General features: G+C 57.7%; 16 protein-coding genes and 5 pseudogenes. 11 read left to right on the top strand and 10 right to left on the bottom strand.

What is annotated here, in order from left to right:
* The first annotated feature begins 200 nt into the window (after positions 1–200).
* Positions 201–1,406: a CaiB/BaiF CoA transferase family protein gene (locus tag PGX04_RS09785; RefSeq protein ID WP_273738326.1), complete on the top strand. Its 1,206-nt coding sequence runs from the start codon at positions 201–203 to the stop codon at positions 1,404–1,406.
* Between the two features lie 414 nt (positions 1,407–1,820).
* On the opposite strand, the gene PGX04_RS09790 is transcribed toward PGX04_RS09785, so the two are convergent.
* The gene (locus PGX04_RS09790; RefSeq protein ID WP_337959459.1) at positions 1,821–2,630 is read right to left on the bottom strand and encodes an IclR family transcriptional regulator; all 810 of its coding nucleotides are present in this window, start codon (positions 2,628–2,630) and stop codon (positions 1,821–1,823) included.
* Between the two features lie 197 nt (positions 2,631–2,827).
* Positions 2,828–4,234: an alpha/beta hydrolase gene (locus tag PGX04_RS09795; RefSeq protein ID WP_337959460.1), complete on the bottom strand. Its 1,407-nt coding sequence runs from the start codon at positions 4,232–4,234 to the stop codon at positions 2,828–2,830.
* Positions 4,235–4,642: 408 nt separating this feature from the next.
* On the opposite strand from PGX04_RS09795, the gene PGX04_RS09800 reads away from it, so the two are divergent.
* Together PGX04_RS09800 and PGX04_RS09805 are read left to right on the top strand one after the other, a co-directional pair.
* Complete coding sequence (locus PGX04_RS09800; protein ID WP_273738329.1) at positions 4,643–5,836, top strand: CaiB/BaiF CoA transferase family protein; 1,194 nt, start codon at positions 4,643–4,645, stop codon at positions 5,834–5,836.
* Positions 5,837–5,918: 82 nt separating this feature from the next.
* The gene (locus PGX04_RS09805; protein WP_273738330.1) at positions 5,919–7,097 is read left to right on the top strand and encodes a CaiB/BaiF CoA transferase family protein; all 1,179 of its coding nucleotides are present in this window, start codon (positions 5,919–5,921) and stop codon (positions 7,095–7,097) included.
* A 12-nt stretch (positions 7,098–7,109) separates the two neighbouring features.
* Here the strand turns inward: PGX04_RS09805 and PGX04_RS09810 are convergent, their stop codons facing one another.
* Positions 7,110–8,486, bottom strand: coding sequence for an MATE family efflux transporter (locus tag PGX04_RS09810; RefSeq protein WP_377042471.1), 1,377 nt, complete (start codon positions 8,484–8,486; stop codon positions 7,110–7,112).
* A 1,425-nt stretch (positions 8,487–9,911) separates the two neighbouring features.
* Between PGX04_RS09810 and PGX04_RS09815 the strand changes: the two genes are divergently transcribed.
* Entirely contained in the window at positions 9,912–10,931 is a 1,020-nt protein-coding gene (locus tag PGX04_RS09815; protein WP_273738332.1) for a TAXI family TRAP transporter solute-binding subunit, read from the top strand.
* Positions 10,932–11,008: 77 nt separating this feature from the next.
* Entirely contained in the window at positions 11,009–12,955 is a 1,947-nt protein-coding gene (locus tag PGX04_RS09820; RefSeq protein ID WP_273738333.1) for a TRAP transporter permease, read from the top strand.
* A 32-nt stretch (positions 12,956–12,987) separates the two neighbouring features.
* On the opposite strand, the pseudogene PGX04_RS09825 reads toward PGX04_RS09820, so the two are convergent.
* Positions 12,988–13,867: pseudogene (locus tag PGX04_RS09825) on the bottom strand (IS1595 family transposase).
* A 194-nt stretch (positions 13,868–14,061) separates the two neighbouring features.
* Here PGX04_RS09825 and PGX04_RS09830 point away from each other — a divergent pair.
* The 3 genes and pseudogenes from PGX04_RS09830 to PGX04_RS09845 all read left to right on the top strand — a co-directional run.
* Positions 14,062–14,697, top strand: coding sequence for an IS6 family transposase (locus tag PGX04_RS09830; RefSeq protein WP_273738334.1), 636 nt, complete (start codon positions 14,062–14,064; stop codon positions 14,695–14,697).
* Between the two features lie 408 nt (positions 14,698–15,105).
* Positions 15,106–15,450, top strand: a pseudogene (locus PGX04_RS09840) (transposase domain-containing protein); the annotation flags it as partial.
* Between the two features lie 27 nt (positions 15,451–15,477).
* A pseudogene (locus PGX04_RS09845) lies at positions 15,478–16,113 on the top strand (IS6 family transposase); the annotation flags it as partial.
* Positions 16,114–16,393: 280 nt separating this feature from the next.
* On the opposite strand, the pseudogene PGX04_RS09850 reads toward PGX04_RS09845, so the two are convergent.
* Positions 16,394–16,891: pseudogene (locus PGX04_RS09850) on the bottom strand (fumarylacetoacetate hydrolase family protein); the annotation flags it as partial.
* On the opposite strand from PGX04_RS09850, the pseudogene PGX04_RS09855 reads away from it, so the two are divergent.
* Positions 16,888–17,519: pseudogene (locus PGX04_RS09855) on the top strand ((Fe-S)-binding protein); the annotation flags it as partial. The pseudogenes PGX04_RS09850 and PGX04_RS09855 overlap by 4 nt on opposite strands.
* A gap of 40 nt (positions 17,520–17,559) precedes the next feature.
* Here PGX04_RS09855 and PGX04_RS09860 read toward each other — a convergent pair.
* The 5 genes from PGX04_RS09860 to PGX04_RS09880 form a co-directional block, all read right to left on the bottom strand.
* On the bottom strand, positions 17,560–17,982 hold the full coding sequence (locus PGX04_RS09860) for a universal stress protein (protein WP_273738335.1): 423 nt from the start codon (positions 17,980–17,982) through the stop codon (positions 17,560–17,562).
* Positions 17,983–18,092: 110 nt separating this feature from the next.
* Positions 18,093–19,199: a mandelate racemase/muconate lactonizing enzyme family protein gene (locus PGX04_RS09865; RefSeq protein ID WP_273738336.1), complete on the bottom strand. Its 1,107-nt coding sequence runs from the start codon at positions 19,197–19,199 to the stop codon at positions 18,093–18,095.
* A 172-nt stretch (positions 19,200–19,371) separates the two neighbouring features.
* Entirely contained in the window at positions 19,372–20,877 is a 1,506-nt protein-coding gene (locus PGX04_RS09870; RefSeq protein WP_273738337.1) for a tripartite tricarboxylate transporter permease, read from the bottom strand.
* A complete protein-coding gene (locus PGX04_RS09875) occupies positions 20,878–21,429 on the bottom strand; it encodes a tripartite tricarboxylate transporter TctB family protein (RefSeq protein ID WP_273738338.1) in 552 nt (183 codons plus the stop codon). It lies immediately after the preceding gene.
* Positions 21,430–21,437: 8 nt separating this feature from the next.
* Entirely contained in the window at positions 21,438–22,412 is a 975-nt protein-coding gene (locus PGX04_RS09880; protein ID WP_273738340.1) for a Bug family tripartite tricarboxylate transporter substrate binding protein, read from the bottom strand.
* A gap of 386 nt (positions 22,413–22,798) precedes the next feature.
* On the opposite strand from PGX04_RS09880, the gene PGX04_RS09885 reads away from it, so the two are divergent.
* A complete protein-coding gene (locus PGX04_RS09885; protein ID WP_273738341.1) occupies positions 22,799–23,308 on the top strand; it encodes an LUD domain-containing protein in 510 nt (169 codons plus the stop codon).
* Positions 23,309–23,310: 2 nt separating this feature from the next.
* Positions 23,311–24,703 (top strand): lactate utilization protein B (locus tag PGX04_RS09890; RefSeq protein WP_273738343.1); only part of this gene is annotated, 1,393 nt, incomplete at its 3' end.

Raw genomic sequence — 24,703 nt, forward strand, 5'->3', positions numbered from 1 at the left:
ATCTAATCACTACGTTGCCCCAGCGGAAGCAAACAATAGATGTTTTTCTCTGGTGAAATTTGGCGTTCGTAATCGGAATGAAACAAGCGAGCGACGGTGACGAGAGCCGGCTAAGAACCGGATGTCGCCCAGTCCAAACCATCGAATCCTGAACCTCGTGACCAAAAACGATAACTACATGGAACGGGTTCGAGTTGTGTATGGACGCTAGACCGTTAGCAGATATTACGCTCGTAGATGCCTCACAGGGCGTCGCTGGCCCAACTGCTGGTGTAATATTTGCTGACCTCGGTGCGGACGTCATCGCTGTAGAACCGCCAGGTGGAAAGACCGCGCGACACTATCGCGGCGGGATCCCGATGCCGAACGTCGCCCGAAACAAGCGATCGGTGGTTCTCGACCTCAAGACACCTGAAGGGGTCGCAGCCCTCCACGACCTTGTCGAAGACGCCGATGCATTCATCCACAACAACCGTCCAGAGAAGAACGCCGGACTGGGCTGTGACTATGATACGCTCGCCGGGATTAACCCTCAGTTGGTCTACTGTTCAGTTACCGGCTACGGCGAGGCTGGGCTCTACAGCGATCGGCCTGCGGTGGATCCACTCGCCCAGGCGATCTCGGGTATGATGTGGTCGACCGGTGAGCCCGACCGGACACCTTCCCGGATTAGCGTCTCCGTCTCTGACTACGCGACCGGTATCTACGCGGCGTTCGCAATGCTCACGGCCATCCGCCACGCGCGACGAACCGACCAAGGGCAGAAAGTCGAGACCTCGTTGTTCGACACCGCCGCGGGCTTCATGGGCCACTGGTACACGCTCTACGATAAGACGGGTGAGCAACCACACCGTCAGGGCGATTCGTGGGACACCTACGCCCCTGCCGGCATCTTTGAGACCGCGACTGGGCCGATCTACCTCGCCACGCCGTTCCAGTTCCTCTGGGAGCGGGTCCCCGAGGCTATCGACCGACCAGACTTGCTTGAAGACCCCCGATTTGCCTCGAATGAGAAGCGCCTTGAGTACCGCGACGTTCTCACCGAGGAACTCGAGTCGGCGTTCGTTGAGTACGACCGCGACGAACTGCTGGAGCGACTGCTGGCAGCGGACGTCCCCGCATCGGAACTCAAGACGGTCGCCGAGGCGGCCCACGACGAACACCTTCACGAGCGCGGAACGCTCAAGCGGATCAAGGACGTTAACGGCGACGAAGTGATCGCCACAACCAGCCCAGTGCGGTATAGTAAGACGCCGGTCGAAGTCGAGCACGGGCCGCCCCAGCTCGGCGAACACACCCATGAGGTGCTTTCGGAGCACGGGCTTTCCGAGGAGGAAATCAACCGTTGCTCGAGTCCGACAACTGAGACCGAAAGCGGGAGATCGGATAGAAGATCCGGAGAGTGAGAAATTAACCCTAGACTCTTCGATCATAACCGGCCGCGGTTGTAGTGATGAGCAAGTACCCGTACTCCGGAGAACGATGGCTGGGTGAGCATATCTACAGCAGGCTGATTCCGCGTTTACCGTTTCGTTATCTGGCGAATAGTCCTCCTCGTGTCGCTACCGCTTAGTACTCTCAGCAAGTAGAAACGAGTCAGCGTTTCGGATAGGATTAAAGCAGTCGTGTTCAGCAACCTTTCAGCGACGCCTGCTGAAAGAATGATAACAGCACCTTGCTCTAAACGACGAGATGTCCGGATATTGTCTCGAGTTGCTATGCCCGTTGAGGTAACGGTAATAAGTTAGTTCACTAGAATCCGTACATGGTGTCGTGGTGCTTGCCGGTAACGGGACTAGCCGATAGCGGTGGTTTGCGGTTCACAATTCAGCATCACCTGTCTGAAGATTAATTTCGATCATGTTTGCAGCCTCTACCATACGTTCCGGATACTCTTGCTCGAACGTGTCGCCTTGGAGTCGACTCGTTGGCCCGACGAGACTGACCGCCCCCATGACACCGTCATCGACATCCAGAACGGGCGCACCGATAGTGCGGACTCCGTTCATCTCTTCTTCTCGGCTCAACGCGAAGCCCTGCTCTCGGACGACTTCCAGATTGCTCCGTAACTCATCCGGATCCGTAATCGTGTTCGGCGTAAACTCGACGAGGTCCTGCTCCTCGAGGATCGTCTCGAGGTGTTCATCGGGCAAGTAAGCGAGGATCGCTTTTCCGCTGGCGGTGCAGTGGAGATACTTCGTCGCTTCGGCCCGTTTCTTGATGTGGTACGAACGACCGATCGCGTTATCACCGAATCGCTCGTGAAGGACGAACAGTTTCCTGTCGTGCTCGAGGTGTAGGCTAGCAATTTCACCGGTTTCGTGGGCGAGTGTATCGGCAACTCCTTTTCCGGCCTGTATCAGACCGCTGTTGTTGCGGATATGTGCGCCGTATAGCAGAAAGTCAGGACCGAGTCGGTAGGTTGTCCCGTCCTGTTGAACCATATTCTGCTGTTTCAGAGTTGTCAGGTGATTGTGCACACCGCCGGGAGTGAGCCCGACTCGGTCGGATAATTCTGTGACCGTCAGACCACCAGACACCCGGAGTTTGTTGAGGATCGTACAGGTGTGTTCGACAGCTTTGATCGTTTTTGAAGGAGCGTTGGTCATTGGAAGAGTAATAGGCCGCATCACCTATATATTTTCATGTGGTAAAAAACAGTACGTCAGAAGAGAGAATCGAATATCATTTGGATAATGAATTCTGCCTCGCGAACAGGCTACTCTGAACGATACCCAGAAGTAGAGTTCGACGAGAGGGTTTTCACGTGGACCACCTCGAGAGCTGCAGTGACTTTGCGACCGACTATCGTTCTCTGTGTAATTCGCTAACGACGCATAATGGAAATTTCAACCGTCTTTCGGTCGCCAACGGCGCTTTCTTCGGGTACGTCGCCATTCGGTCTGGCCGGTGGGCCCGCTCTCACGGTGAACGACAATCGGCCCTCATCATCGGCCGTAACGACACCCGGACTGACACTCGATACGTTCCCGTCGGCGGTGATAGCGAATCGGCCCTGGGGCTCGTAGAACCCTGGTGTAACGAATTCAATCTTGTCTCTCCCAGTAACGGTAAACCCGTCGGCAGTCACGTTCTCAAGGTCGAGAAACTCGGCAGTCTCTCGAGTGAGCGCCGGACGATTGACCTGCCAATCCCATACGTCGAAGCTGGGCTCGATAGACCGGTAGTTGAAGCCCGACGGATCGATGGGATCACGCTGGAATACCTCCAGAAAGTCATCCTGTAAGCGTTCAATATCCTGATGAGCCCACTCGTAGCTGTGACCACGATCGTGATTCACGTAGAAGTCGTGTTCGACGTTCGTCGCTTCCAGTCTTTCGACGAGCTCTATCCCGAACTCGTATGCCAGCGGTTCGGCGGGCCCGCTATTTCCGGCGGCGACGTGAACTCGGGTGTGTTGGAGATTTTCCGTAATGTACTGTGCGTTGTGGCCTTTCCAGCGCGTCTCTTGTTCGCGTGGATCTCCCCACGCACCAAGTCGAGTTTCCATGGCCGGTCCCCAATCGCCCGATTCGACCACCTCTTTCGCGTACTCCAGGAGATACGGTGATCCGGAGAGAGCGTACACACCGGCGTACAGATCCGGGCGCCGAGCTCCCAGCGTTAACGAACCCGCCGCGCCCATCGAGAAGCCGGCAGCGATCCGGCTCCGACGGTTCGACTCTACCCTGAACTCGTCTTCGATGAATGGGACGAGTTGATGGACGTGGAACGTCTCCCACTTTGGCGCTCCAAACGCTCCGTCATTGTACCAGTCGGAGTGCCACCCATCGTTACCGTCTGGCATCACGACCACGATATCGGCGTCGAAGTAACTTTGAAGCGGCCCTGGACCGCTGTCGATCGTCGTCCAATCGGCAGCTGATCCATTCCCTCCGTGGAACAAGTACAACGTCGGATACGTTTCTTCCGACTCGTGGTATCCGGAGGGTACGAAGACTCTTGTGTTCGTCTGGTCAAGTGGCGGGTCAACTAACGGGTTATCGAACGTATACTCTACGAGCCGGTCACTGAGCCACTCTTCGTCGACTACATCTAGTGATGGGGCCTCCGGGCCGTCGTTTTCGTCCTGGGTGACGGCCGAGGTAGGTCCGCTGCGTGCGGACGAGGAACCTACGAGACCGAATCCTGTAACGGCACTCGCAGTTGCCATGAACCGTCGCCGATCGATACGATAGTCTCTGCTAACTGTATGTGGGTTTTGTTCACCCATATCACACTCGTGAATGTTCTGCCTATTAATTATTGTGGAGACTATCAGCTTGTGATCATTCGTGGTTTAGTCGGTTATCAGTTTGGATGTTTCTATGGGCTGGAACTGATCGTGCTCCCCCAATGGAGGGGACGGCTCGACAATGCTTGAGTTTCGATAGGCGTTCTTTCATTGTCTCATCCGGACCTAACGTATCGGCATCTGATCGGTCCGGCACTCAATAGACAACCGAGATGACTAACTTGATTGAACCCGCTCCTGAGAGCAGAATACCAGGCCATTAGCAGTATCCCGCCTGTGGATGCGTTTCAGGGCGTCGAGAGTTGCCCACGATCATGACGATGAACTGACATCCCATGCGGTCAACCGATCCAAACTGTTTTGTTGATCTATCAGCTATATCGTGCCATGTCCGAAAAGCCTTTAGGGGACATTACAGTTATCGATCTGACACAGGCCGTCGCAGGCCCGTGTGCAACGAGTTTGCTGGCAGATTTCGGCGCGGATGTCGTTTCGATTGAACCGCCGGGCGGCGGTTCTGAACGGAAGTACGGCGATGGGTCGACAATGCCAAACTTCGGCCGGAACAAACGGTCTCTCGTGTTAGACCTCAAGACTGCCGAGGGAACCGATGTCCTCCACCGGCTCGTCAAGGACGCCGATGTCCTCGTCCATAACAATCGGCCGGGGAAGATGGCTGACCTCGGTGCCGACTACGAGACTCTCGCCAAGATCAACCCCCAACTAATCTACTGTTCGATTACCGGCTACGGCGAGGACGGTCCCTACCGCAACCGGCCGGGGTTCGATCCGCTCGCTCAGGCAATGTCCGGACTAATGTGGGTGACTGGCGAACCCGACCGGAAGCCCTCGCGTATCGGCGCGTCGACGGTTGACATCGGAACCGGTATTTACGCTGCCTTTGCTATCTGGCCCGCACTCCGACATGTGCGACGGACTGGAGAAGGCCAGAAAATCGAAGCCTCGCTGTTCGATACTGCGGCCGTATTCATGGGCCACTGGTACACCCAATACGACAAAACCGGCGAGCAACCCCAGCGTCAGGGCCACTCTTGGGAATTATACGCCCCTTCTGGCATTTTCCAGACTGGAACCGACCCGATCTACCTGTCAACGCCTTTCCAACACCTCTGGGAGCGCGTTTGTCATGCCGTTGATCGCCCCAACTGGATCGACGATCCACGATTCGAGACGACCGAAGATCGGCTAAAAAACCGGAGCGAACTAATCGCTGTACTCGAGTCGGAGTTTCACGACTACACTCGCGACGAACTAATTGACACGTTTCTCGAAGCGGGTGTGCCGGCAGCAGAACTTCAGACAGTGGCCGAGGCTGCCAAAGACGAACATCTTCACGAGCGCGGAACGCTCACGCAAATCGAGGATGTCGACGGAGAGGAGGTGACCGCTACCGCTATGCCCGTCGTCCTCTCGGAGACGCCGGGTACCATTGAGCGCGGCCCGCCAGCACTCGGCGAGGATTCGGCAGACATTCTGCTCGAGTATGGGTTTGACGACGAGACAATCAACACGCTCCTCGAGCAGGAGGTCGTCCGTGATGGGCAACGCGGGGATGAGTAGGGATAGCCAACGGTTCGCGAGGAATTAAATCACTGACGGAACACAGCCAAACTATTTTAGCAGCCAGGATGAAAGCTACGGTATGGGTCAGACGCCACTGACAGCGACGACTGTACTCGACCTCTCGCAGGGAATCGCCGGCCCGATGGCAGCGACATTGCTCGCCGATTTCGGCGCCAACGTTGTCTCCGTAGAACCGCCGGGCGGTGCAACTGAACGGAAACTCTCTGGCGGCGCTGCATTTCCGAACGTCAGTCGAAATAAACGCTCGATCGTATTAGATCTCAAGAGCGAAGAGGGGACTGAGGTCCTCCACCGACTCGTCGAGGACGCAGATGTCCTTGTCCACAACAACCGGCCAGGGAAAATGGCTGACCTCGGTGCCGACTACGAGACTCTCGCTGAGATCAACCCCCAACTAATCTACTGTTCGATCACCGGCTACGGCGAGGACGGCCCCTATCGCGACAGACCAGGAATCGATCCACTGGCGCAAGCTGCCTCGGGCATGATGTCGACGACAGGTGAACCCGACCGGAAGCCCTCACGTATCGGCCCCCCGACGATTGATTCCGGGACCGGTACCTACGCCGCCTTTGCCATCGTCATGGCGCTGTGGCACGCGAACCAGACCGGTCAGGGCCAGAAAGTCGAAGCGACCCTCTTCGACACCGCAGCCACATATATGAGCGACTGGTACACCCAGTACAGCATGCACGGCAACGTCCCAAGCCGGCGTGGTCACTCTTGGGAGCAGTACGCGCCCTCAGGCGTGTTCGAGACGGCCACCGACCCGATCTACCTCGCCACGCCGGCCCAGCCGCTGTGGGAGCGGTTCGCGAACGCCATCGACCGACCCGACTGGATCGACGACTCGCGATTCGAGACAAACGAGAAGAGACTCAAAAATCGCGACGTCCTCTTCGAGGAAATTGAGGAAAAGTTCGCCTCTCACGACCGTGCGGCGCTGCTGGAGCAATTGCTCGAAGCGGGTGTGCCGGCCGCGGAGCTCCAGACGGTGGCCCAGGCCGCGAGGGACAAACACCTCCACGAGCGAGGCACTCTCCGTTGGATCGAGGACGGCAATGGCGACGAAGTGATCGCTGCGACAACGCCTGTCAAGCTCTCGGAAACGCCAGGCGAGGTGATGTCGGTCTCGCCAGGCCTAGGCGAACACACCCGCGAGGTGTTGGCGGAGTTCGCGTACGACGACAAAGAGATCAACCGCTTGCTCAACGAGGGTATTGTACAGGCTGAGTAAAATCGGTCCCAGCTACTCCTCCTCGTACACTGTCTCACCCGAGATGCTGCCGCGTTCGACCATAAGCGATCGCGCGCGGCCGACCCACTGTCGCCGGTAGAACACGATGCCGACAAGACACGTCCGACAGATGTAATCCGCCACGATTGACGCGTAGACCGCCGTGACCCCGTACCCGAGTCTGATGCCGCCAATGTATGAGATGCCTAGTAAGAAGACACCAGTACCGGTCAGCCGTGAGAGAAACGGTGTCACGGTATCACTGCCGCCTCGCAGCGACCCGGCCATGACGACCGCGGCCGCAATTAGAAAGGCCGTGATGGCGTAAATTCGAGTGAACTGGACGGCGTAGTCGAACGTGCCGGTGTCGATCGAGAACACCCCAACGAACCCCTCAGCACCGAAGTAGAGCCCGATTCCGAGGAGGCCAATGGTGCTGACGGCCAAAAGCGTCGTCGTCAGGCCATCGGCATAAGCTTGGACCGGGTCGTCACGGCCAAGAGCCTGTCCGACAAGAACGTTCGCAGCGACGCTGTACCCTCGTGACAGTGGAGCAGCAACCTGCTGGTACATTCGTCGGCCTATGTGGTAGGCCGCGTTCACCTCTGTACCGAAGACGAGTAGGATCGCATTGAACGGGAACTGGGCGGCAATCTCCGAACAACCCTCCGCGATACGCGGGCAGGAGAGCATGAGTAGCTGTTTCGTCAGGACCATCTGGGTGGGAGCCACAAACGTGAACGGACTCCGCGGGTGATAGATGATGCCGAGGAACAGCGTCGCGGCGACGATATCGGACACCGCGCTTGCGACGGCGACGCCGACGATCGCCAGTTCGGGTGCTGGGCCGACGCCGAACGCCAGTGCTATCGATCCGATGATGTTCAGGACGTTCGCAAACGCGTTGACGAGCATTACCGTATACGTATCCCCCGTTCCCTGTATCGCGCGCGCACCGATCAGCGTCACGATCGACGCGGGTGCAGCGGTCAAGATAATCGTGAGGTACGCCGCACCAATCCGGACCACGTCAGCCTCGGAACCCATGACAGCGATTGCGTCTGCGCTGAACGTGAGGCCGAATATCGAGAGCGGCAGCCCGAAGACGGTGCCGAGGAGCAGCGCCTGGGTGATTGCTTCGTCGCGGTTGATCGTCGCGTCGCTGCCCGTGTCCTGGCTCGAGAGGACGATTGCGCTGTCACCGATTCCGAGTCCGATTTGAAGCGAAATCCGCGCGTATAGGTCGGCAAGACCGACCGCGGAGATGGCTGCGGGCGAAAAGAATCCGGCGATGACGATATCTGTCGTCCGCATCAACGTTCTGAGAATCTGCTCGATCATTACCGGAGATGACAAAGCGAAGATACGTCGCCACTGTTGTCCGAGCATTCGAAGCTGAGTCTCTCTTTCCGTCACTACAGTATGCTCACGAGGAGTTCAGTTGATTATTTTGGTTCTGGAATCACTGTCGTTGCCGACTACCGGTACGTCGCTCTGGGCATTTACCATCCCTCGTACCTTTCCCTGGCACCACGCTGTACGGTGAGGAGCCAGAAGCTGAGGAGTCGGTGACTTTCCCAGTACAGACATGGCATCCCCCTTGGCTCTCAAGAAAGCGAAGGCATAACACCAACCAGTCAGCCCTAAATGGTATTTACCATGGGTAAAATATGCATGGAGGGTTGGCGAGTGGATCCGGACTGTTTTACACCCATATGATCGTAATAGGATTGTGCTTCCTGTGATATAGAGTTTGTATTGCTGTATGATATCGATGTTCAGGTGTTGGAATCCGTCTAATTGTGTCTCAGTAACGTTCGATCGTATAAATTTACTCATCGAAAACTCGACTAGAGGTTTGTTAGGTGGAATAACATTCTTGGAAAGATGACCACTGTCTCGAGCGTCAATCTTTCTGCAGATTTAATTGTTTGAATCCAAATCGTGGCGATTCACCGGCCTACCGATCTGGCGAGGAGGTTCTCGAGTTCCGGATGTTAAGTACTCTTCGGGTATTTTTCACCAGTAAATCTGCATGTAGAAGGTATTACGCGACAACGAAGGGGATAACCTCATGAGCCAGTTTCTTATCGAGACTCCAGCGCATCTCCAGAGGTATGGAATTCCTGTAAATAACGGACACTGGCACGATGGGTGGATGACTGGTGAGGAGTGAATGGCGACCGTCACTAGGGAAAGGTATGAGCCGCAGGCCTACAAGATGCAGAGGTATGAATGAAGAGAATGTCGAAGATCCCCCTCTTTGGTACCTGCGCACGGTGCTTGATAGTGTCAATTTGTGTTTACGTTTGGGTGCGCGATCATCTTCTAAGGGAGCACCACTTGCTACATTTGATCTACAGCATCGCACAGACTCTATTCAGTATTCTGGTGCTCAGTAGTGGCGTCATGAACTACTCGTTCGAAATCACCGGTGAGAAACTCGAGACTGACCAACTGTACTAGGTAGCAGCGTTCACCACGCTGCCCATTGGTGTCGGAACGACCATGTACGTAGTCTCCAGCTTGCACGAACTGCAAAAAAGGAGGAGTTGAATCTATCAAGACGACTGATTACGTCTTCGTAGCGGCGTTCATCACGACCATTTTCTACCTGATGAGATCAGGTTTGCAACCTAAAACCAACCGATAGTGACTATGAATCGGCGAACATTCTGAGGAAATCCCTAGAGGGCTGGGCTCGGTCTTACTTGGTTACAACAAATGGCTGGTTGAACACTGTCATTAGACACCATGTACGACCGATCGCAATATTTATTGTGGCACATCATCTCAGTAGGAGTGAAACAAGCAATGAACCACGATAACTATTCACTAATGAGTCGACGTAACGCTCTTCGAACAGTAGGTGCAGCTGGCATCACTTCCATCGCTGGTTGCAGTTCTGGCGGAGGGGGATCCGAGAACTGGGTGATGGGAACAAGTGAACAGGGTTCTTCAACGTTCTCGATTGGACAGGCTCTCCAAAGCGTTATTCGAGAGCACAGCGATCAAGTCAATCTCTCCGCCCAATCCTCGGGAGGACAGGTAGCCAATACCCGATCCCTTGGGAATGATTACGATCTGGCCATTATTTCGAATAACCTTCATTATGATGCCCTTCAAGAGGCGGGCCCCTTCGAGGACCAACCTCCAAGTAATCCACTTTGGACCGGTTTCTCCGTTACTGGTGCAGAGTGTTTCATGCTGACCACTGCAGACAGTGACATCGAAACGTACGACGATCTCACGGGCCAAACAATCACAACCTTCGGAACTGGTTCCGCACTCTATCAATTGACGATGACCGTGTTTGAAGAGCTCGGCATTAAAGGCGACTACGAGCATCGTGAGATTCCACTAAATGAATTCGGATCCGCGCTGGAAAACGGCCGTATTGAGGCCTGTGGTGGATATACCACACTCCGCGGTACTTCCGCATCCGGTGGTATGCAAGAACTGATGAATCGGGTTGACCTGAAGGCTGTCAAGATGACTGACGAACAGCGAGAACAGGTCTCTGGCCTCACGTCTCCACCAATCGAAACAATTCAACCGGAACCGTTCGAGAATGTTAACGAAGTTACTGCTTGGACCGACACTTCAAATATTATTTATAGCGACCATCTTTCTGCAGATATCGTTGAACATGTGACACAGAGCTGGATTGAGAACTGGGACCAGGTCAAAGAAACTTACGGTGGTGTCCTGGACGCAACCGACGAAGCCCTCGTAAGTGGTTTTCTCCCTGACTTTACTATCCACCCTGGTGCAGCCGCATACCTCGAAGGCAGAGGTATTTCTCTTGACGAATGGTCAATTGGATCCGGGTGAATGTTTCACTACACGCCACATATAGCCTCAGTTAGTGAACAAGTATAACACTACCAGTGATTGGACTTAATAACATAATGAGATTGTCAAACCAGTCAGCGAAACTCCCTTCCCTTCGATCAATAACTCATATTACCACAATTCAGTATATAATTGCCATTGCCTTCTGGGCATTCGTATCTTGGCAAACGATTGAACAGGGACTTGCAAGGCCCCTATTCGGTGTTATCGTGCTTGGGGGCGCAATCACGGCTTATACTATCGAGAATATCCACGAAGCAAGACAGAAAGAACAGACTGATCGGACTGGAGCTCTGGTTTTCTCGCTAGTAGCTAATGTAATTACCACTGTGTATGTTATTTTGAATTTTCAAGAGCTCCAGACAGTCCGTGTAGGATATGGTACTCAGGTCGATTATGTCATTGCAGCCGTGTTTATCGCTACCATTCTCTACCTAACCTACGATGCATATGGTACAGCGTTTGTAGGGATGATTGTTGCAGTCATTTTCTACAGTCAGTTTGGGTATCTCTTCCCATCTTGGCTCTACCACGGTGGCCTAAGCATCGAACGTGGCCTTCAGGTTGGAATTCTGGACTTTCAAGGAATCTATGGGACCCTCACTCAAGTCATGGGAACGATGGTTGCACCATTCCTTTTGCTAGCCGGCTTACTCCGTAGTTTCGGTGGATTCGGACTGATTGTCCGCGGCGCATTCTGGCTTTCAAGTCGGGTGAAAACCGGCGTCGGCCAGATGGCCGTTGTCAGCAGTCTGTTAATTGGATCGATCAATGGGAGTGCCTTAGCGAACACAACAATCACCGGGTCCTTCACAATCCCGGTTCTGAAGAGTACGGGCATCAAGAAAGAACAGGCCGCCGCAATAGAAGCTGTCGCATCCTCGGGTGGACAAATTATGCCACCAGTGATGGGTGTCGCTGCCTTCCTTATGGCGGACATTCTCGCTCGACCCCTTCTGGATATATTTGTGGCCGCTGCTGTCCCAGCATTGATCTTCTACCTCACAATCTCCATATCTGTCTACCAGATCAACAAACGGGAAACAAACACTCAGCTACTCTCGAGATCCCGGGTTATCGAAGAAATTCCCGAGATGCGGGAGTGGCTGAAGTCAGAGCATCCCCGCCAGGACGCATTTGGTTATCGCCTTCTTGAGGTTCTACAATTCCTCATTCCAATTGGAGTTCTCTTCTATCAATTAGGCATCGCTCGAGCGACTGTGATGCGTGCAGGGATGTTCTCTGCAGGTACAATGGTTCTCACTGGGTTTGCATTCCTGATTGTAAGTAATCTCCTGGACCCGACAATGGAACTCAATGCAATTCCACAATCAGCACTTTCACAGTTCGGAAACGGGATCCGAGACGGAATAGAGTCGCTCGCCCCACTTACGGTCGTCGTTGCGGCGATCGGACTGATGGTCGATACGTTGTTCACCACCGGATTACCCGCCACTCTTGCGTTTGCTCTCATTGATATATCCGGCGGCATATTACCCGTCTTGCTTGGCATGACGATGGTTCTCTGTATCATCCTTGGGATGGGTATGCCAACGAGTGCATCATATCTCGTTGTTGCACTCCTCATCGCGCCTAACCTAATTGATTTCGGTATCCCAGAACTACCAGCTCATTTCTTCGTGCTCTACTTTGCAATTTTGGCTGCCATCACTCCACCAATTGCCCCAGGAATTGTTATCGCCAGTGGAATTGCTGATGCTGACTTTTGGAAAAGTTGTGCCGAAGCGATGAAAATAGCAATTCCTGTATTTATCCTTCCCTTCGCATTCATTTATAACCCTCAACTGGTTTCACCAAATGTCTCACTGAACACCATCATAACGGCGGTAGCAGTGATCACCGGTACGGCTATACTCTCTATTGGTCTCAACTCGAAGGGATTCAGCTCACGACTGCCATCAAAGGTAACGCCAGTTGTCGGCAATCTCGCTCAAATAGGGGTGATTCTCGTCGGTATCGTAATTATGGTGGTTCCAAAATAATTGGCTCTCTTATGGCGTAGATTGTTGGTAAGTTAGAGTGCAGTTTCGAGAAGGGTTTTCAGCACTTCTTTCCCCGGTTTTCGGTAGACACGACGGTGTAGCTGAAACGCACGAAGATACGGTGTGAGTTTGTCCATGGAGACGCCTCGGTGGGGAGAGAGTCAGGATCGCACCAGCGATCCGTGGCTCTCACAGGTGTTGACGTGAACGTCACCATCGACGTATTCGCCGTCCCCGTGGACGACGTATTCGCGGTCGAATGCGTCGTCCTCTTCCAGTGGTTCGTACGCTCGAAAGCCGTCAGTGGAGACGGTGAGCGACTCCTGCTGGCCGACCGCCAGCAGGAGTCGAATGGTCGATTCGTCGGCGGTTTTCGCTGGCAGCACGTACCGATTGCCGGTGCCACGATCTGCCAAGAGGAACACCGGTGGCTTGTCTTCGTCATACGTTCCTCGCCCGCGTGTCGAGAGTCCACGCGAGCGCGACAGACCGTCGCGATCGCGACCTTTGAGCCCACCTTTGACGTACAGTTCGTCGATCTCGACCGGGCCTTCGAGGTGGATCTGAGGTGCGTCCAGCGCTCGCAGGAAGCGCTGGACGCACCGGTAAACAGCCATGTAGGAAACGTCAATCTCGACATCGAGTTGACGGAGACTGGTGTTGAACCGGATATATGTGTAGACCGCGAGAAACCATGAGGGGCGCTGCGGAGTGTTCGAAGACGGTGTCTGTTTGGTCCTTGAACGTGCGGTCGCAATTCTTACAGCGGTATCGCTGAAACACTCGATAGCTGCCGTACCGAATCACGGATTCGCCACGGCAGCGTGGGCAATAGACGCCGTCACGCCAGCGAACCTGTGCCAGCAGGTTCGCAGCACGACGCTCCGAGACGAACGTCTTGAGTGGAATCATGCTTCGTCGGGTGGCGCGAGCGCACCACCCTTGCCTGCTACGACTTTCAGCTACTGCCGAACCGTGACCAACAATCCTCTACCCAAGAGCGCCATACAAAGCTTGAACTATCCAAAATAAAGGTTATTGCGAATACGTTTGGCGCTGTTCAGATTAGAGTTTGAAGGAACGAGGCGGTGAGATTTCAGGTGTCCATGCCAAAATCCACCGGCCTCAACGGGCCTAGCACCGAGATTCAGTTAGGTTTTGTGGAGCATGAGGCGACACCGCGCGAGTTGATGCGGTTGAGTATCCAGCTCCATCTTTCCGGTCTATCACTTTCGGATACTGTTTCTGTTCTGGAGGGGTTCGGTGTCGAACGGGAGAGATCGACGATCCATAATTGGGTGCAGAAAGCCAATCTACAGCCGACAGCTGGAAAACAGCCGGATCACATCGCACTCGACGAAACCATGATCCAACTTACTGATCAGCGCTACTGGCTGTACGCTGCCGTCGATCCTGAGACGAACGAATTCCTCCATGTCAGACTCTACTCGACGCGTACGACCGCACTGACCGAGATATTTCTCCACGAACTCAGAGAGAAACACGCCGTCGAAGACGCCGTGTTTCTCGTTGATTCAGCTCCATGGCTGAAAGCTACCCTTCATCATCTCGGGCTCCGATTTCGATACGAAAAATATGGAAATCGAAACGCTGTCGAACGTCTCTTTCAAGAGATAAAACGGCGTATCTCCCAGTTTGGAAATTGTTTTAGAAACGCCGATCCAGAAACTGCTGAAACATGGTTGCAGAGCTACGCATACTGCTGGAACCAGCTAATCTGAACAATGCCAATACGTTTATTCGGGAACTTCAAGAGAGGAACACGACGTCTCCGACGCCGTGTTTCACATTGATGGCGACCACGCATTGAACTACGCTTGTGAGCGATATAATCTCGGTTTCAGATACGAACGACACGGAATCGAAATAATGCCGAATATGTCCTTAGAGAGATAAAATGACGTACCTGGCACTGTCTAGTGTGCCAGTTTGGGGAACGAGCAGGTCGTTGAGTGAAATAGACTAGAATGCTCGCAGACCTGCTCAGCGAGAGCTCGTGGCGGAATTTGATGAATGTTGGGAGCGTAAGCGGGGTGCTGTTTCGTTAAGCGTGAAAAGTGAGGCGGCACGATTTTATGGTGACCATGCCAAAAATCGACCGCCTCAGCGGGTGTAGCAGCTGGATTGTGTACACTGCTGTCGACCCGAAAACGAACAAAATACCCCATATTCGGCCGTATTCGACGACTACGACCGCGTTGACAGAGCGGTTCCTGCAGGAACTTACTGAGAAACATGACCTCGATGATGCCGTGTTTCTCGTCGATGGAGCAAAACATCTACAGACTGCACTCCGTCGATCTGGGCTCCGATTTCGAGACGAAAAACATGGAAATCGGAACAGTGCTGAACGTGTCTTCCGTGAGATAAAGTGTCGTACCTCTTCGTTCTCAAACTGTTTCAGCCACGCACAACCGTCAACAGCAGAATCGTGGCTCCAAGCCTTCGCCGTCTGGCACAATGCTACAAACTAAACACGACCGTAAGCGGACGGCGATTGCGTCAGGGCGTTCGCCGTCCGCCCCCACGAAACCGGTTGTTCGCTCCGAGAGACAACAACAATCTTGGCGGAATTTGGCGTTGAACGCTCGCATGGAGCGGTTTGGAATTGGGTGCATCGGCTGGCTGACAGCGGGTGCGACCCGCCTGAGGCGCAGCCGAAGCGGGTCGCGGTTGACGAGACTGCTGTCAAGATCAGCGGTGAGTGGTCTTGGTTGTACGCTGCAATATACACCGAGATAAAGCTGATTCTCGATGTCGCGTTATTTGGTCGGCATGGCATCGATCCGGCAGCTGCGTTTCTGCATCGACTCGCCGAGAAATACGATCTCTCCGACACTGTATTTCTCCTGGGTCAATTTGGATATTGGACTTCCCTTGCTCGATTAGGATTGAGCGGTCGGATCAACTACACCGAGAGAAACCTCATCGAAAAATGGTTTCACACCCTCAAAATGCGCATCGACCGCTTCCACAACTCGTGGGTGGTCAGTCGGTCGAGCGCACGCGAATGGTTTGAACAATTCATGCACTACTACGACCGCCAGAGACCGCACCAAGCTCTCGACGGAAAGACACCGATCGAGGAAGTGCAGAACTATACAGTGCCATTTTCAGCTCCCCATCTTTATTTATGATATATGCTATAATAGGGCACGGACGGGGATGGTACAAGCGGACGAGAATCTCGATTCGATCGCTTCAGGAGTCGAGTCACTGCGACGATCCGGTGAGCTTCGGAGAGTCGCGCGCCCGAATCGTCTCAAAGACGGAACTCCTTTCATGACCTCTCCTGAGCGCTATCGCGTCACCCGTGCCCGTCACGACTTCAGCTACTGCTGAGAACGTACTACCAATCGCCTACCCGAGAATGATCGAACCGAGAGCCGCGGCCGAGGTCGTATTTATCCGTCCTCGTTACTCGTCCTTCTGGCTTTTCCGGACGTCAACGTCCTTGATCTCGGCCTCGAGCGTCGCGCCAATGGAGGCGTATTCGACGATGTCGGTGCAGCTGTAGATCATGCCGCCGGTGTTCTGCTACTGTTGGATCTCGCCGTTGAGCTGCAACTCTATCTCGAGGTCGTGGGGGTCGTCGAACTCGTCAGCGGTCGTGACACAGGGCCCGATGATCGTGAAGGTGTCGTAGGACTTGCGGTTCGAGCGGTCCTGATCGCCGCGGACGGAGACATCGAGTAGGATCGTGTAGCCGAGAACCGCGTCCCAGACGTCGTCGGCGTCGATTTCCTTGACGTCCTCGCCCATGACGAAGCCGAGTTCGATCTCGTGGTCGACGCGGCGGTCGTTGAAGAGCAGTTCGATGCCATCCTCGGGGCCAGCGACGCTCGAGGGGGCCTTGAGGAAGTAGCCCTTGTCCTCGATGGTGAATCATTCCTCGGTGACGATGTCCGTGTCGGCCTGCACTCTCGAAGGGGTTCGTCAACCAGGCCCGCGGGACGATGCGATCGAACGTCGCCGAACTCCGGCCCCGCGTCGACGACGTCCCAGCCGTCGTCGACGCAGAGCCCTCCGACGCGATGATGTTCCAGTCCGACGCGCTGGACCTGCTGTTGGGCATCGCCGTCGAGTCGGTCGCCGCGAACAGTTACGGCGTCTGCGAGTATCTCGACACGTTCCGCCTCGGCGAGAACGTCGACTGGGCGGCGCCGGCCGAGTCGCTGGCCTACCACGGCCACTGCCACCAGAAGGCCGTCAAGAAGGACCACCACGCCGTCGGCGTCCTCCGGCGCGCGGGCTACGGGGTCGACCCGCTCGATTTGGGCTGCTGTAGCATGGACGGCAGCTTCGGCTACGAGGCCGAACACCACTCGCTCAGCCAGTCGATCGGCGACATCTTAGTCGCCAGATCGAGGACAGCGAGGCGACCGTCGTCACCGCGCCGGGCACCTCCTGTCGCACCCAGCTCAGTGACAGGCGCCTCGAGCCTGTCCCAGCCGAGAGCTCGCTCGCCGGGAGCGACCTCGACGGCGATGAGCCGTCGACCCCGGTCGAACTGCTGGCCCACGCGCTCCCGCGGTCACGGTAGCTCAAGGCACCCCAGTTTCGGACCGTCCACCGACGACCGGCTAGTCGTGCATGATCGTCACGGTCGGCGCCTCGACCTCGAGGAGCACCGACTGCGTGATGCTACCGAACAGGGCCTTGCCGACCGGCGACCGCTTTCGCCCGCCGAGGACGAGGTATCGGGGCTCAAGTCGCTCGGCCATGTCGACGATCTCGTCGGCGGGTGAGCCGACGCGGCCCTTCAGGACGACGGCGTCGCCGTCGGCGCCCGCGTTCGTGGCGATCTTCCGAGCCCTGTTGGCGGCGTCTTTCGCCCCATCATCGACGTAGTACTCCGGTTGGCCGTCCGCCCGCGATTCGAACCGGTCTCGAGTCATGACGTGGAGCACGACGAGTTCGTTGTCGTAGGCGTCGGCCAGGTCGGCCGCTGTCGTCACGACCGCGTTACTGAACTGGTCGTCGTCGATCGCACACAGGATTGCCATTTGGTGTACGTTCACACGCGTCCTACTAATGGTTTTGGAGAAGTGCCACCCGTTGGGCAGTCTCAGCTGCTATTTTCGGGCCGGTAGCGCTGGTCGATCGGGGAACGCGGTCACGATCGGCCGCTTCCGTCCTCGTACTCGTCCAGCACGTCCCAGTCCGGCGTTATCCCGAGTCCCGGCTCTTCCGGGAGCGTGATCGAGCCGCCCGACGGCTGCGGCGGCGACTCGTAGATTTCGTTGCCGACGCTCCAGACGATGTCGTGGAACTCGACTAGGTCACCGGCAGCGAGACCCGCGTACAGGTGCGCATTCTGGAAGGGCCAGCCACCGCCGTGAACGAGCCGAAGATTGAACGCCTCCGCCATCCCCACGACCTTCGTCGCTTCGGTGAATCCGCCGACGAAACACGCGTTCGGCATGCTGATGTCGATCGCCCCGTTCTCGATGAGTTCCCGGTGCCGGAAGCGGTGGCCCTCGTTCTGTCCCGCCCCGAGCGGAACCCGCGTTCGATTCCGGAGATCCGACAGCAGCGACACGTCGTTCCCGTAGACCGGCTCCTCGAACCAGCTGAGCGAGACCGACGCCGACTCGAGCCGGTTACACAGCTCGAGCGCTTCGTCGACCGAGTACAGGTAGTTCGCGTCGATCGCGAGCTCGACGTCGTCGCCGATCGCGTCGCGGACCGCGGTCACTCGCTCCGCGTCGATGCTCGGCGTCGCCCACTCGCCCTTCCCGACGACGATCTTGATGCGATCCGCGTCGTCGGAGGCGAGGCCGCTCGCGATCTCGGCGAGTCGCTCCTCGTCCCGGATCGCTCGCCCAATCGTGTGGTACACCGGGACCGTCTCGGACGCGCCGCCCAGGAGGCGCCAGATCGGTTCGTCGTACGCCTTCCCCTTGATGTCCCAGAGCGCGATGTCGACGGCGCTCACCGCCGTGCTCCAGGTCCCCGTCTGCGCTCGCGGATTGAGCTCGCGGTAGAGCAGGTCCCAGACGCGTTCCGTTTCGAGCGGGTTCCGCCCGGTTACCAGCGGTGCGATCTGCTCGTTGACAAACGACGCCGTGGCCTCCGGATAGAGGTAGCCGGTCTCGCCGTATCCGGTGATCCCCTCGTCCGTCTCGACGGTGACGAACACGATCGTGTCCTCCACGTCGTCCCCGCCGGGAACGTCCGCGGGAACCGTGTACGTCAACGCTCGTACGCTTGTGATTTCCATGCAGGAATCCCATCGGTAGCAATCCGATCGAGGGCCAAATAGCTACCCATCTCGGGTGTGCGGGCGATGGTACTCGAACGCGGGCCGACGGTGCCCGAATGTGAATCGATGGAACCGAACGCGGGTCGGGCCTCGAGCGCTCCGATGTCCCCATAGCGGGGAGAGACCCACCTCACCTGGCGCTCGCCACGTACCGTCGAATCGGTGACGCGATCGCTTTCAGGAGGGGTAGTCCGACGAGTGCGACCGTCATCAGCGTCAGGAGCAGCGGGATCGGCTCCTCGACGAATATCATCAGCGAGCCGTCTGACAACTGCAGCGAGCGGATAAGGTTCTCCTCCGCGATCGGGCCGAGAATGATCCCGAGGACGAACGCGATGATCGAGTAATCGTACGTCATCAGGAAGAACCCGAACACGCCGAAGAACAGAACGGTGAAGACGTCGAGCCAATTCCCCCGGAGCCCGAGGGAGCCGAGGGTGGAGAAGACGATTACGAGCGGAATGAGGTAGTTCGAGTTCACCACGGTGACGTACGAGGTCTTCGTGATGAAGAAGAGCCCGACGGCGAGGATGACGATGTTGCCGATCAGCAGCGAGAGGAACACGCTGTAGGTAATGTCGATATTTGTCGTGAACAGCTCCGGTCCGGGGTTCAGCCCGTGCATCATCAGCCCGCCGAGCAGGATCGCGGTCGATCCGCTCCCCGGGATGCCGAACGAGAACGTCGGAATCAGCGAGCCGGCGACCGTTCCGTTGTTCGCCGCTTCCGAGGCGATGACCCCGTGGTGGTTCCCGGAGCCGTACTCCTCGTCGCCGCTGCCGCTCCGGACCGTTTCCGCGTAGGAAACGAAGTTCGCAATGGAGGCGCCGGAGCCGGGAATCGCCCCGATGAACATCCCGATGTAGCCGGATTTGATCGTCGTGATCGGCGCCCGAAACACGTCGACGACGCCGGAGATCACGCTGCCGTCCATGTCGACGCCATCCTTGGCGATTCCGCCGCGCTCGCCGGCGAGCTTGATCATCTCGCCGATGGCGAAGATACCGATCAGGACCGCGACGAAGTTCAACCCGTCGAAGAGCAACATCGTGTCGAACGTGTACCGCGGCTGTCCGACGGCGATCGGGAAGCCGATCGTCGAGAGGAGCAAGCCGAAGGCGCCAGCAGTGAGCCCCTTGACGAGCGAACCGCGCGCGACGACGGTGATCAACGCGATACCGAACAGCGCGATCAGGAAGTACTCGGGCGATCCGAAGAGAAGAACGAGCGTCGTCAGATAGGGCGTCAGCAGGATCAGCGTGACGATCGCGAACAGCCCGCCGACCGCCGACGCCGTCGCCGAGATGGAGAGCGCATCCATCGCGCGGCCCTGCCGTGTCATCTGGTAGCCGTCGAGCGTCGTGGCCGCGGCCGCAGCCGTCCCCGGTGTGTTGATCAGGATCGACGCGATGCTGCCGCCGTACATCGCGCCGCTGTAGATGCTTATCAGCAGGATGATCGCGTCAGGTCCGTTCAGGCGAACCGTCAACGGGAGTACGACCGCTAACCCGAGGTTGGGACCCAAACCGGGTATCGCTCCGATCACAATTCCCAGGAGTATGCCGACGAGTAGCCAGCCCAACGTCGAGCCGGTGAAGAGGATATTGATCGCGCCGGTGAGGCCGCTCCCGATCATCTACAATCCACCCTGCATCAGGTCGACCGGCAGGATGTAGTCGAACGAGAGGGCAATCGCGATTGCCATGCCGAGCAACACCGCCGCGATCCGCTTTCGGATGCCGAAGAGCGCCGAGTACGCGATCACGAACAGCGGCGTCGCCAGCACGAGGCCGATGGCGTAGCCGACGACTCCGTATCCGGCCAACAGACCGACGAGTATCGCCTGCTGTCGCTCGGCGTGTGGCGACGCGGCCCCGTGCTCGCCGTCTCGCTCCGCTTGCGAGGTGACCGCTTCCTCGGACTCGACGAGTTCGTCTTCCTCGTAATCGAACATCGAGCCCGAATCGTCGACGGCGTTACGTATCGATTCGGGGAGATACCCCCGTGCGAGCAACAGGAGCACGCCACAGATCGTCGCGATTGCGGTGAAGCGGGGGAAGATGGCGACCTGGTAGGAAAACGCGAACGACTCGACGAGCATGTAGCTCGAGACCACGAGCATGCCGACAAGCATCACGGCTTCCGGCGTCGCTCGGTCCGTTATCGTACGATAAATTGAGTTGACCATGCCTGTACCTATTGCAGTTCTTCGAGGTCGACGTTCTCGGGGATCGCTTCCTCGTTCTCCTCCATGACCGAGACCGCCTCGTCGGGACTGATGAACTGGACGTCGTTGCCCGTCTCCTCGCTCCACTCCGCCATCGCGTCGCTCTGGAGCGTCTCTTCGAGGCTATCGGTCAGGGTCTGGAGCTGATCGTCTGGCAGCTCCGGCGGCGCGATGAACGCCCGCATGAAGCCGCCCATGAAGTCGATTTCGGGATCGTAGCCGGCGTCAGTGTACGTCGGCAGGTCGGGGAACACGCCGCTCCCGTCGCTGTGTAACGCGGTGTTCACGTTGACCTGACTCTGGGCGTCTTCGGCGGCCGTCTCGGTGACGATCCCGACCGGAACCTCGCTGCTGGCGACCGCCTCGAGGACGGGGCCGCTCCCGTTGTACGCGATGAAGTTCTCCCACTGGATATCGAGTCGTCCCTTCATCGTCTCGGCGAGGATGTGGCTAGGAGAGCCCGTCGGCTGGCCGCCGATCGCCTCGATGTCGCCGCTCTCGTACGCGTCGGCGATCGCTCCGAAGTCATCCAGCCCTGCGTCCGGGTTCGATACTAACACCCAGACGTCCCGCGTGTAGCCGCCGATGTAACTGTAATCGGTAACGCTGAATCCGGGTTCCTGGATGAGGAACTGGGCCACGTCGGGGGAGTTGATCGGGCCGAGGGTGTATCCGTCGGGATTGGCGCTGTAAATCCGACTCAGTCCCTGCATTCCCGCCGCCCCCTCGATGTTTTCGAACTGCACACCCACGTTGTGGTTGTCCGCAATTTCCTGCCAGATCTGTCGCGTGTAGATGTCGGTCCCGCCGCCCTGTCCCCATGAGATGATGACGTGGAATTGATCGCTGGGGTATTCTCCACCGCTGTCGCCGCCGAGACAGCCGGCGAGCAACCCCGTCCCGATACTACCCGCTGCCGTGACGTACGCACGCCTACTGAACATGCAATGTGTTAGAATCTAACGCACTTATTAATACTTATTATAATATTCGGATATAACTGGGGTCTCGGTATGCATCAGCGACTGTGAAATTTTGGTTTCGAATGCGAAAGGACGGTTCTCGCTCCGGTTCGGCTGATCGGAGTTCCCGCCGAGCGGAGACGAGGGGAGAGCGGATCCCTCGAGCGCTGCGCGGCCGTCGACCCTGAAACTCCCTCGCCATCATCGGTCGGCGGCGATTCGACCGTCGGCGAGACAAGGGAGTCGATGGCGGACGGCGAGGACGGCCGATCTGCAGAGACTGAATCGGCCGCTGTCGCCGGAGCGACGGGTTCGTTCGGTGTAACCGATCGGTAGGTATAACACGTGTCGGATCGATTTCTCGACGAATGGTAGCGGATATCACAGAGCGTTTCGCATCGTCGATGGAGGCCGCGAACGTCGAGTCCACGCGCGTCGAGGCGGCGGCGTTCGAGGCGGCCCTCGAGAAGGTGGTCGAATCGCCGGCCGTCGGTGCGCCACTCGGAATCGAGGGCGTCTCCCTCGAGGAGACCGAAGTGACCGTCCCGCCGACGCCGCGACTGCTCATGGACGCCGAAACCGGCGTCACGAGAGTGCACGGTGGAATCGCGGAGCACGGCACGTTCGTGATCCAGTCGGGCGCAGACGGCACCGAACCGGTGAGTCTGTACCCGCGGACGCACGTCGGCGTCGTTCGCGCGAGCGACCTCCACGAGGACGTCGAGTCGGTCGCCGCGTGGCTCGACGAGGAGTTCGACGCGGGCCGCAACTCGGCGATTCTGGCGACCGGCGCCAGCGCGACCGCGGACATGGGCGAACTCGTCCGCGGCGTTCACGGCCCGCAAACCGTCCACGCCATCGTCATTACGGATCGCTAATCATGTCGGAAACCACCACTCGAGCGGAGAAGGCCGCGCGCATCAGACACCTCTTCCAGACCGAGGGCGAGGCGGTGTTCGAGAACACGAACCACATCAACAACGGTCGGTACGAGGCCAACGCCAGGTCCGACGACATCGAGGACCTCCGGTCGGCGGCCCGTCGCATCAAGGAAGACGCCATCGAGCGCCTCCCCGAACTGATCGAGACGGTCCGCGAGAGCGTTGAAGCAAACAGCGGGACGGTGTACCTCGCCGACGACGCCGGCGACGCCAACCGCTACATCACCGAGGTCGTCGAGGACAACGACGCCGAGTCGGTCGTCAAGTCGAAGTCGATGACCAGCGAGGAGATCGAAGTCAACGAGGCGCTCGAGGCGAACGACGTCGGTGTCTACGAGACCGACCTCGGGGAGTTCGTCCTGCAGGTCGCCGACGAAGCGCCCTCGCACCTCGTGGGCCCCGCGTTCCACAAGTCCACCGAGGAGATCGCCGAACTCTTCAACGCCCGCTTCGATCCCGAGACGCCGTTCGAGACCGCGACGGACCTCACGCAGTTCGCGCGCGACTACGTCGGCGAGCAGATCAGGGACGCGGACGTCGGGATGACGGGCGCGAACTTCGTGTTCGCCGAGTCGGGGACCATCGCGCTCGTGACCAACGAGGGCAACGCCCGGAAGTGCGCGGTGACGCCGGAGACCCACGTCGCGGTTGCCGGCATCGAGAAGCTCATCCCGAGCGTGCGGGAGTTCCCGCCGTTCGCCGAACTCATCGCGAAAGCCGCCGCCGGTCAGGACATCGCGACCTACCTGTCGCTGCTGTCTCCGCCGGTCGATTCGCCGGTCATCGACTTCGAGAACCCCGACGAACCGCTGTCCGGCGGCGGTGCCGAGGACCGCGAGTTCCACCTTGTGCTCATCGACAACGGCCGGACGGCTATGCGCGAGGACGACGAGCTCCGGGAGACGCTGTACTGCATCCGCTGTGGCGCCTGCGCGAACTCGTGTGCGAACTTCCAGCACGTCGGCGGCCACGCCTTCGGCGGCGAGACCTACACCGGCGGGATCGCCACTGGCTGGGAAGCGGGCGTCCACGGGCAGGAGTCCGCCGCGGAGTTCAACGACCTCTGTACGGGCTGCTCGCGGTGTGTCAACGCGTGTCCGGTGAAGATCGACATTCCGTGGATCAACACGGCCGTCCGGGACCGCATCAACCGCGGCGCCGATCCCGAGCGGTTCGACTCGCTCGTGGAGGGGCTGACGCCGGACGAGGAGCCGGGGGAACTCGACGTTCAGAAGTGTCTGTTCGGCAACTACGGGACCCTCGCCCGCCTGGGCAGCGCGACGGCGCCGGTCTCGAACTGGCTGGCCGACCTCGCCCCGTCCCGGGCGCTCA

Source organism: Natrinema soli (assembly GCF_028618695.1).

Excerpts from the sequence above, each read along its gene's own strand:
- PGX04_RS09880 (WP_273738340.1), bottom strand. The coding sequence starts at position 22,412 with ATGTTCAGTAGGCGTGCGTACGTCACGGCAGCGGGTAGTATCGGGACG.
- PGX04_RS09820 (WP_273738333.1), top strand. The coding sequence starts at position 11,009 with ATGAGATTGTCAAACCAGTCAGCGAAACTCCCTTCCCTTCGATCAATA.
- PGX04_RS09805 (WP_273738330.1), top strand. The coding sequence starts at position 5,919 with ATGGGTCAGACGCCACTGACAGCGACGACTGTACTCGACCTCTCGCAG.
- PGX04_RS09795 (WP_337959460.1), bottom strand. The coding sequence starts at position 4,234 with ATGGGTGAACAAAACCCACATACAGTTAGCAGAGACTATCGTATCGAT.
- PGX04_RS09800 (WP_273738329.1), top strand. The coding sequence starts at position 4,643 with ATGTCCGAAAAGCCTTTAGGGGACATTACAGTTATCGATCTGACACAG.
- PGX04_RS09865 (WP_273738336.1), bottom strand. The coding sequence starts at position 19,199 with ATGGAAATCACAAGCGTACGAGCGTTGACGTACACGGTTCCCGCGGAC.
- PGX04_RS09875 (WP_273738338.1), bottom strand. The coding sequence starts at position 21,429 with ATGGTCAACTCAATTTATCGTACGATAACGGACCGAGCGACGCCGGAA.
- PGX04_RS09790 (WP_337959459.1), bottom strand. The coding sequence starts at position 2,630 with ATGCGGCCTATTACTCTTCCAATGACCAACGCTCCTTCAAAAACGATC.
- PGX04_RS09885 (WP_273738341.1), top strand. The coding sequence starts at position 22,799 with ATGGTAGCGGATATCACAGAGCGTTTCGCATCGTCGATGGAGGCCGCG.
- PGX04_RS09830 (WP_273738334.1), top strand. The coding sequence starts at position 14,062 with ATGCCAAAATCCACCGGCCTCAACGGGCCTAGCACCGAGATTCAGTTA.
- PGX04_RS09870 (WP_273738337.1), bottom strand. The coding sequence starts at position 20,877 with ATGATCGGGAGCGGCCTCACCGGCGCGATCAATATCCTCTTCACCGGC.
- PGX04_RS09810 (WP_377042471.1), bottom strand. The coding sequence starts at position 8,486 with ATGCTCGGACAACAGTGGCGACGTATCTTCGCTTTGTCATCTCCGGTA.
- PGX04_RS09785 (WP_273738326.1), top strand. The coding sequence starts at position 201 with ATGGACGCTAGACCGTTAGCAGATATTACGCTCGTAGATGCCTCACAG.
- PGX04_RS09815 (WP_273738332.1), top strand. The coding sequence starts at position 9,912 with ATGAACCACGATAACTATTCACTAATGAGTCGACGTAACGCTCTTCGA.
- PGX04_RS09860 (WP_273738335.1), bottom strand. The coding sequence starts at position 17,982 with ATGGCAATCCTGTGTGCGATCGACGACGACCAGTTCAGTAACGCGGTC.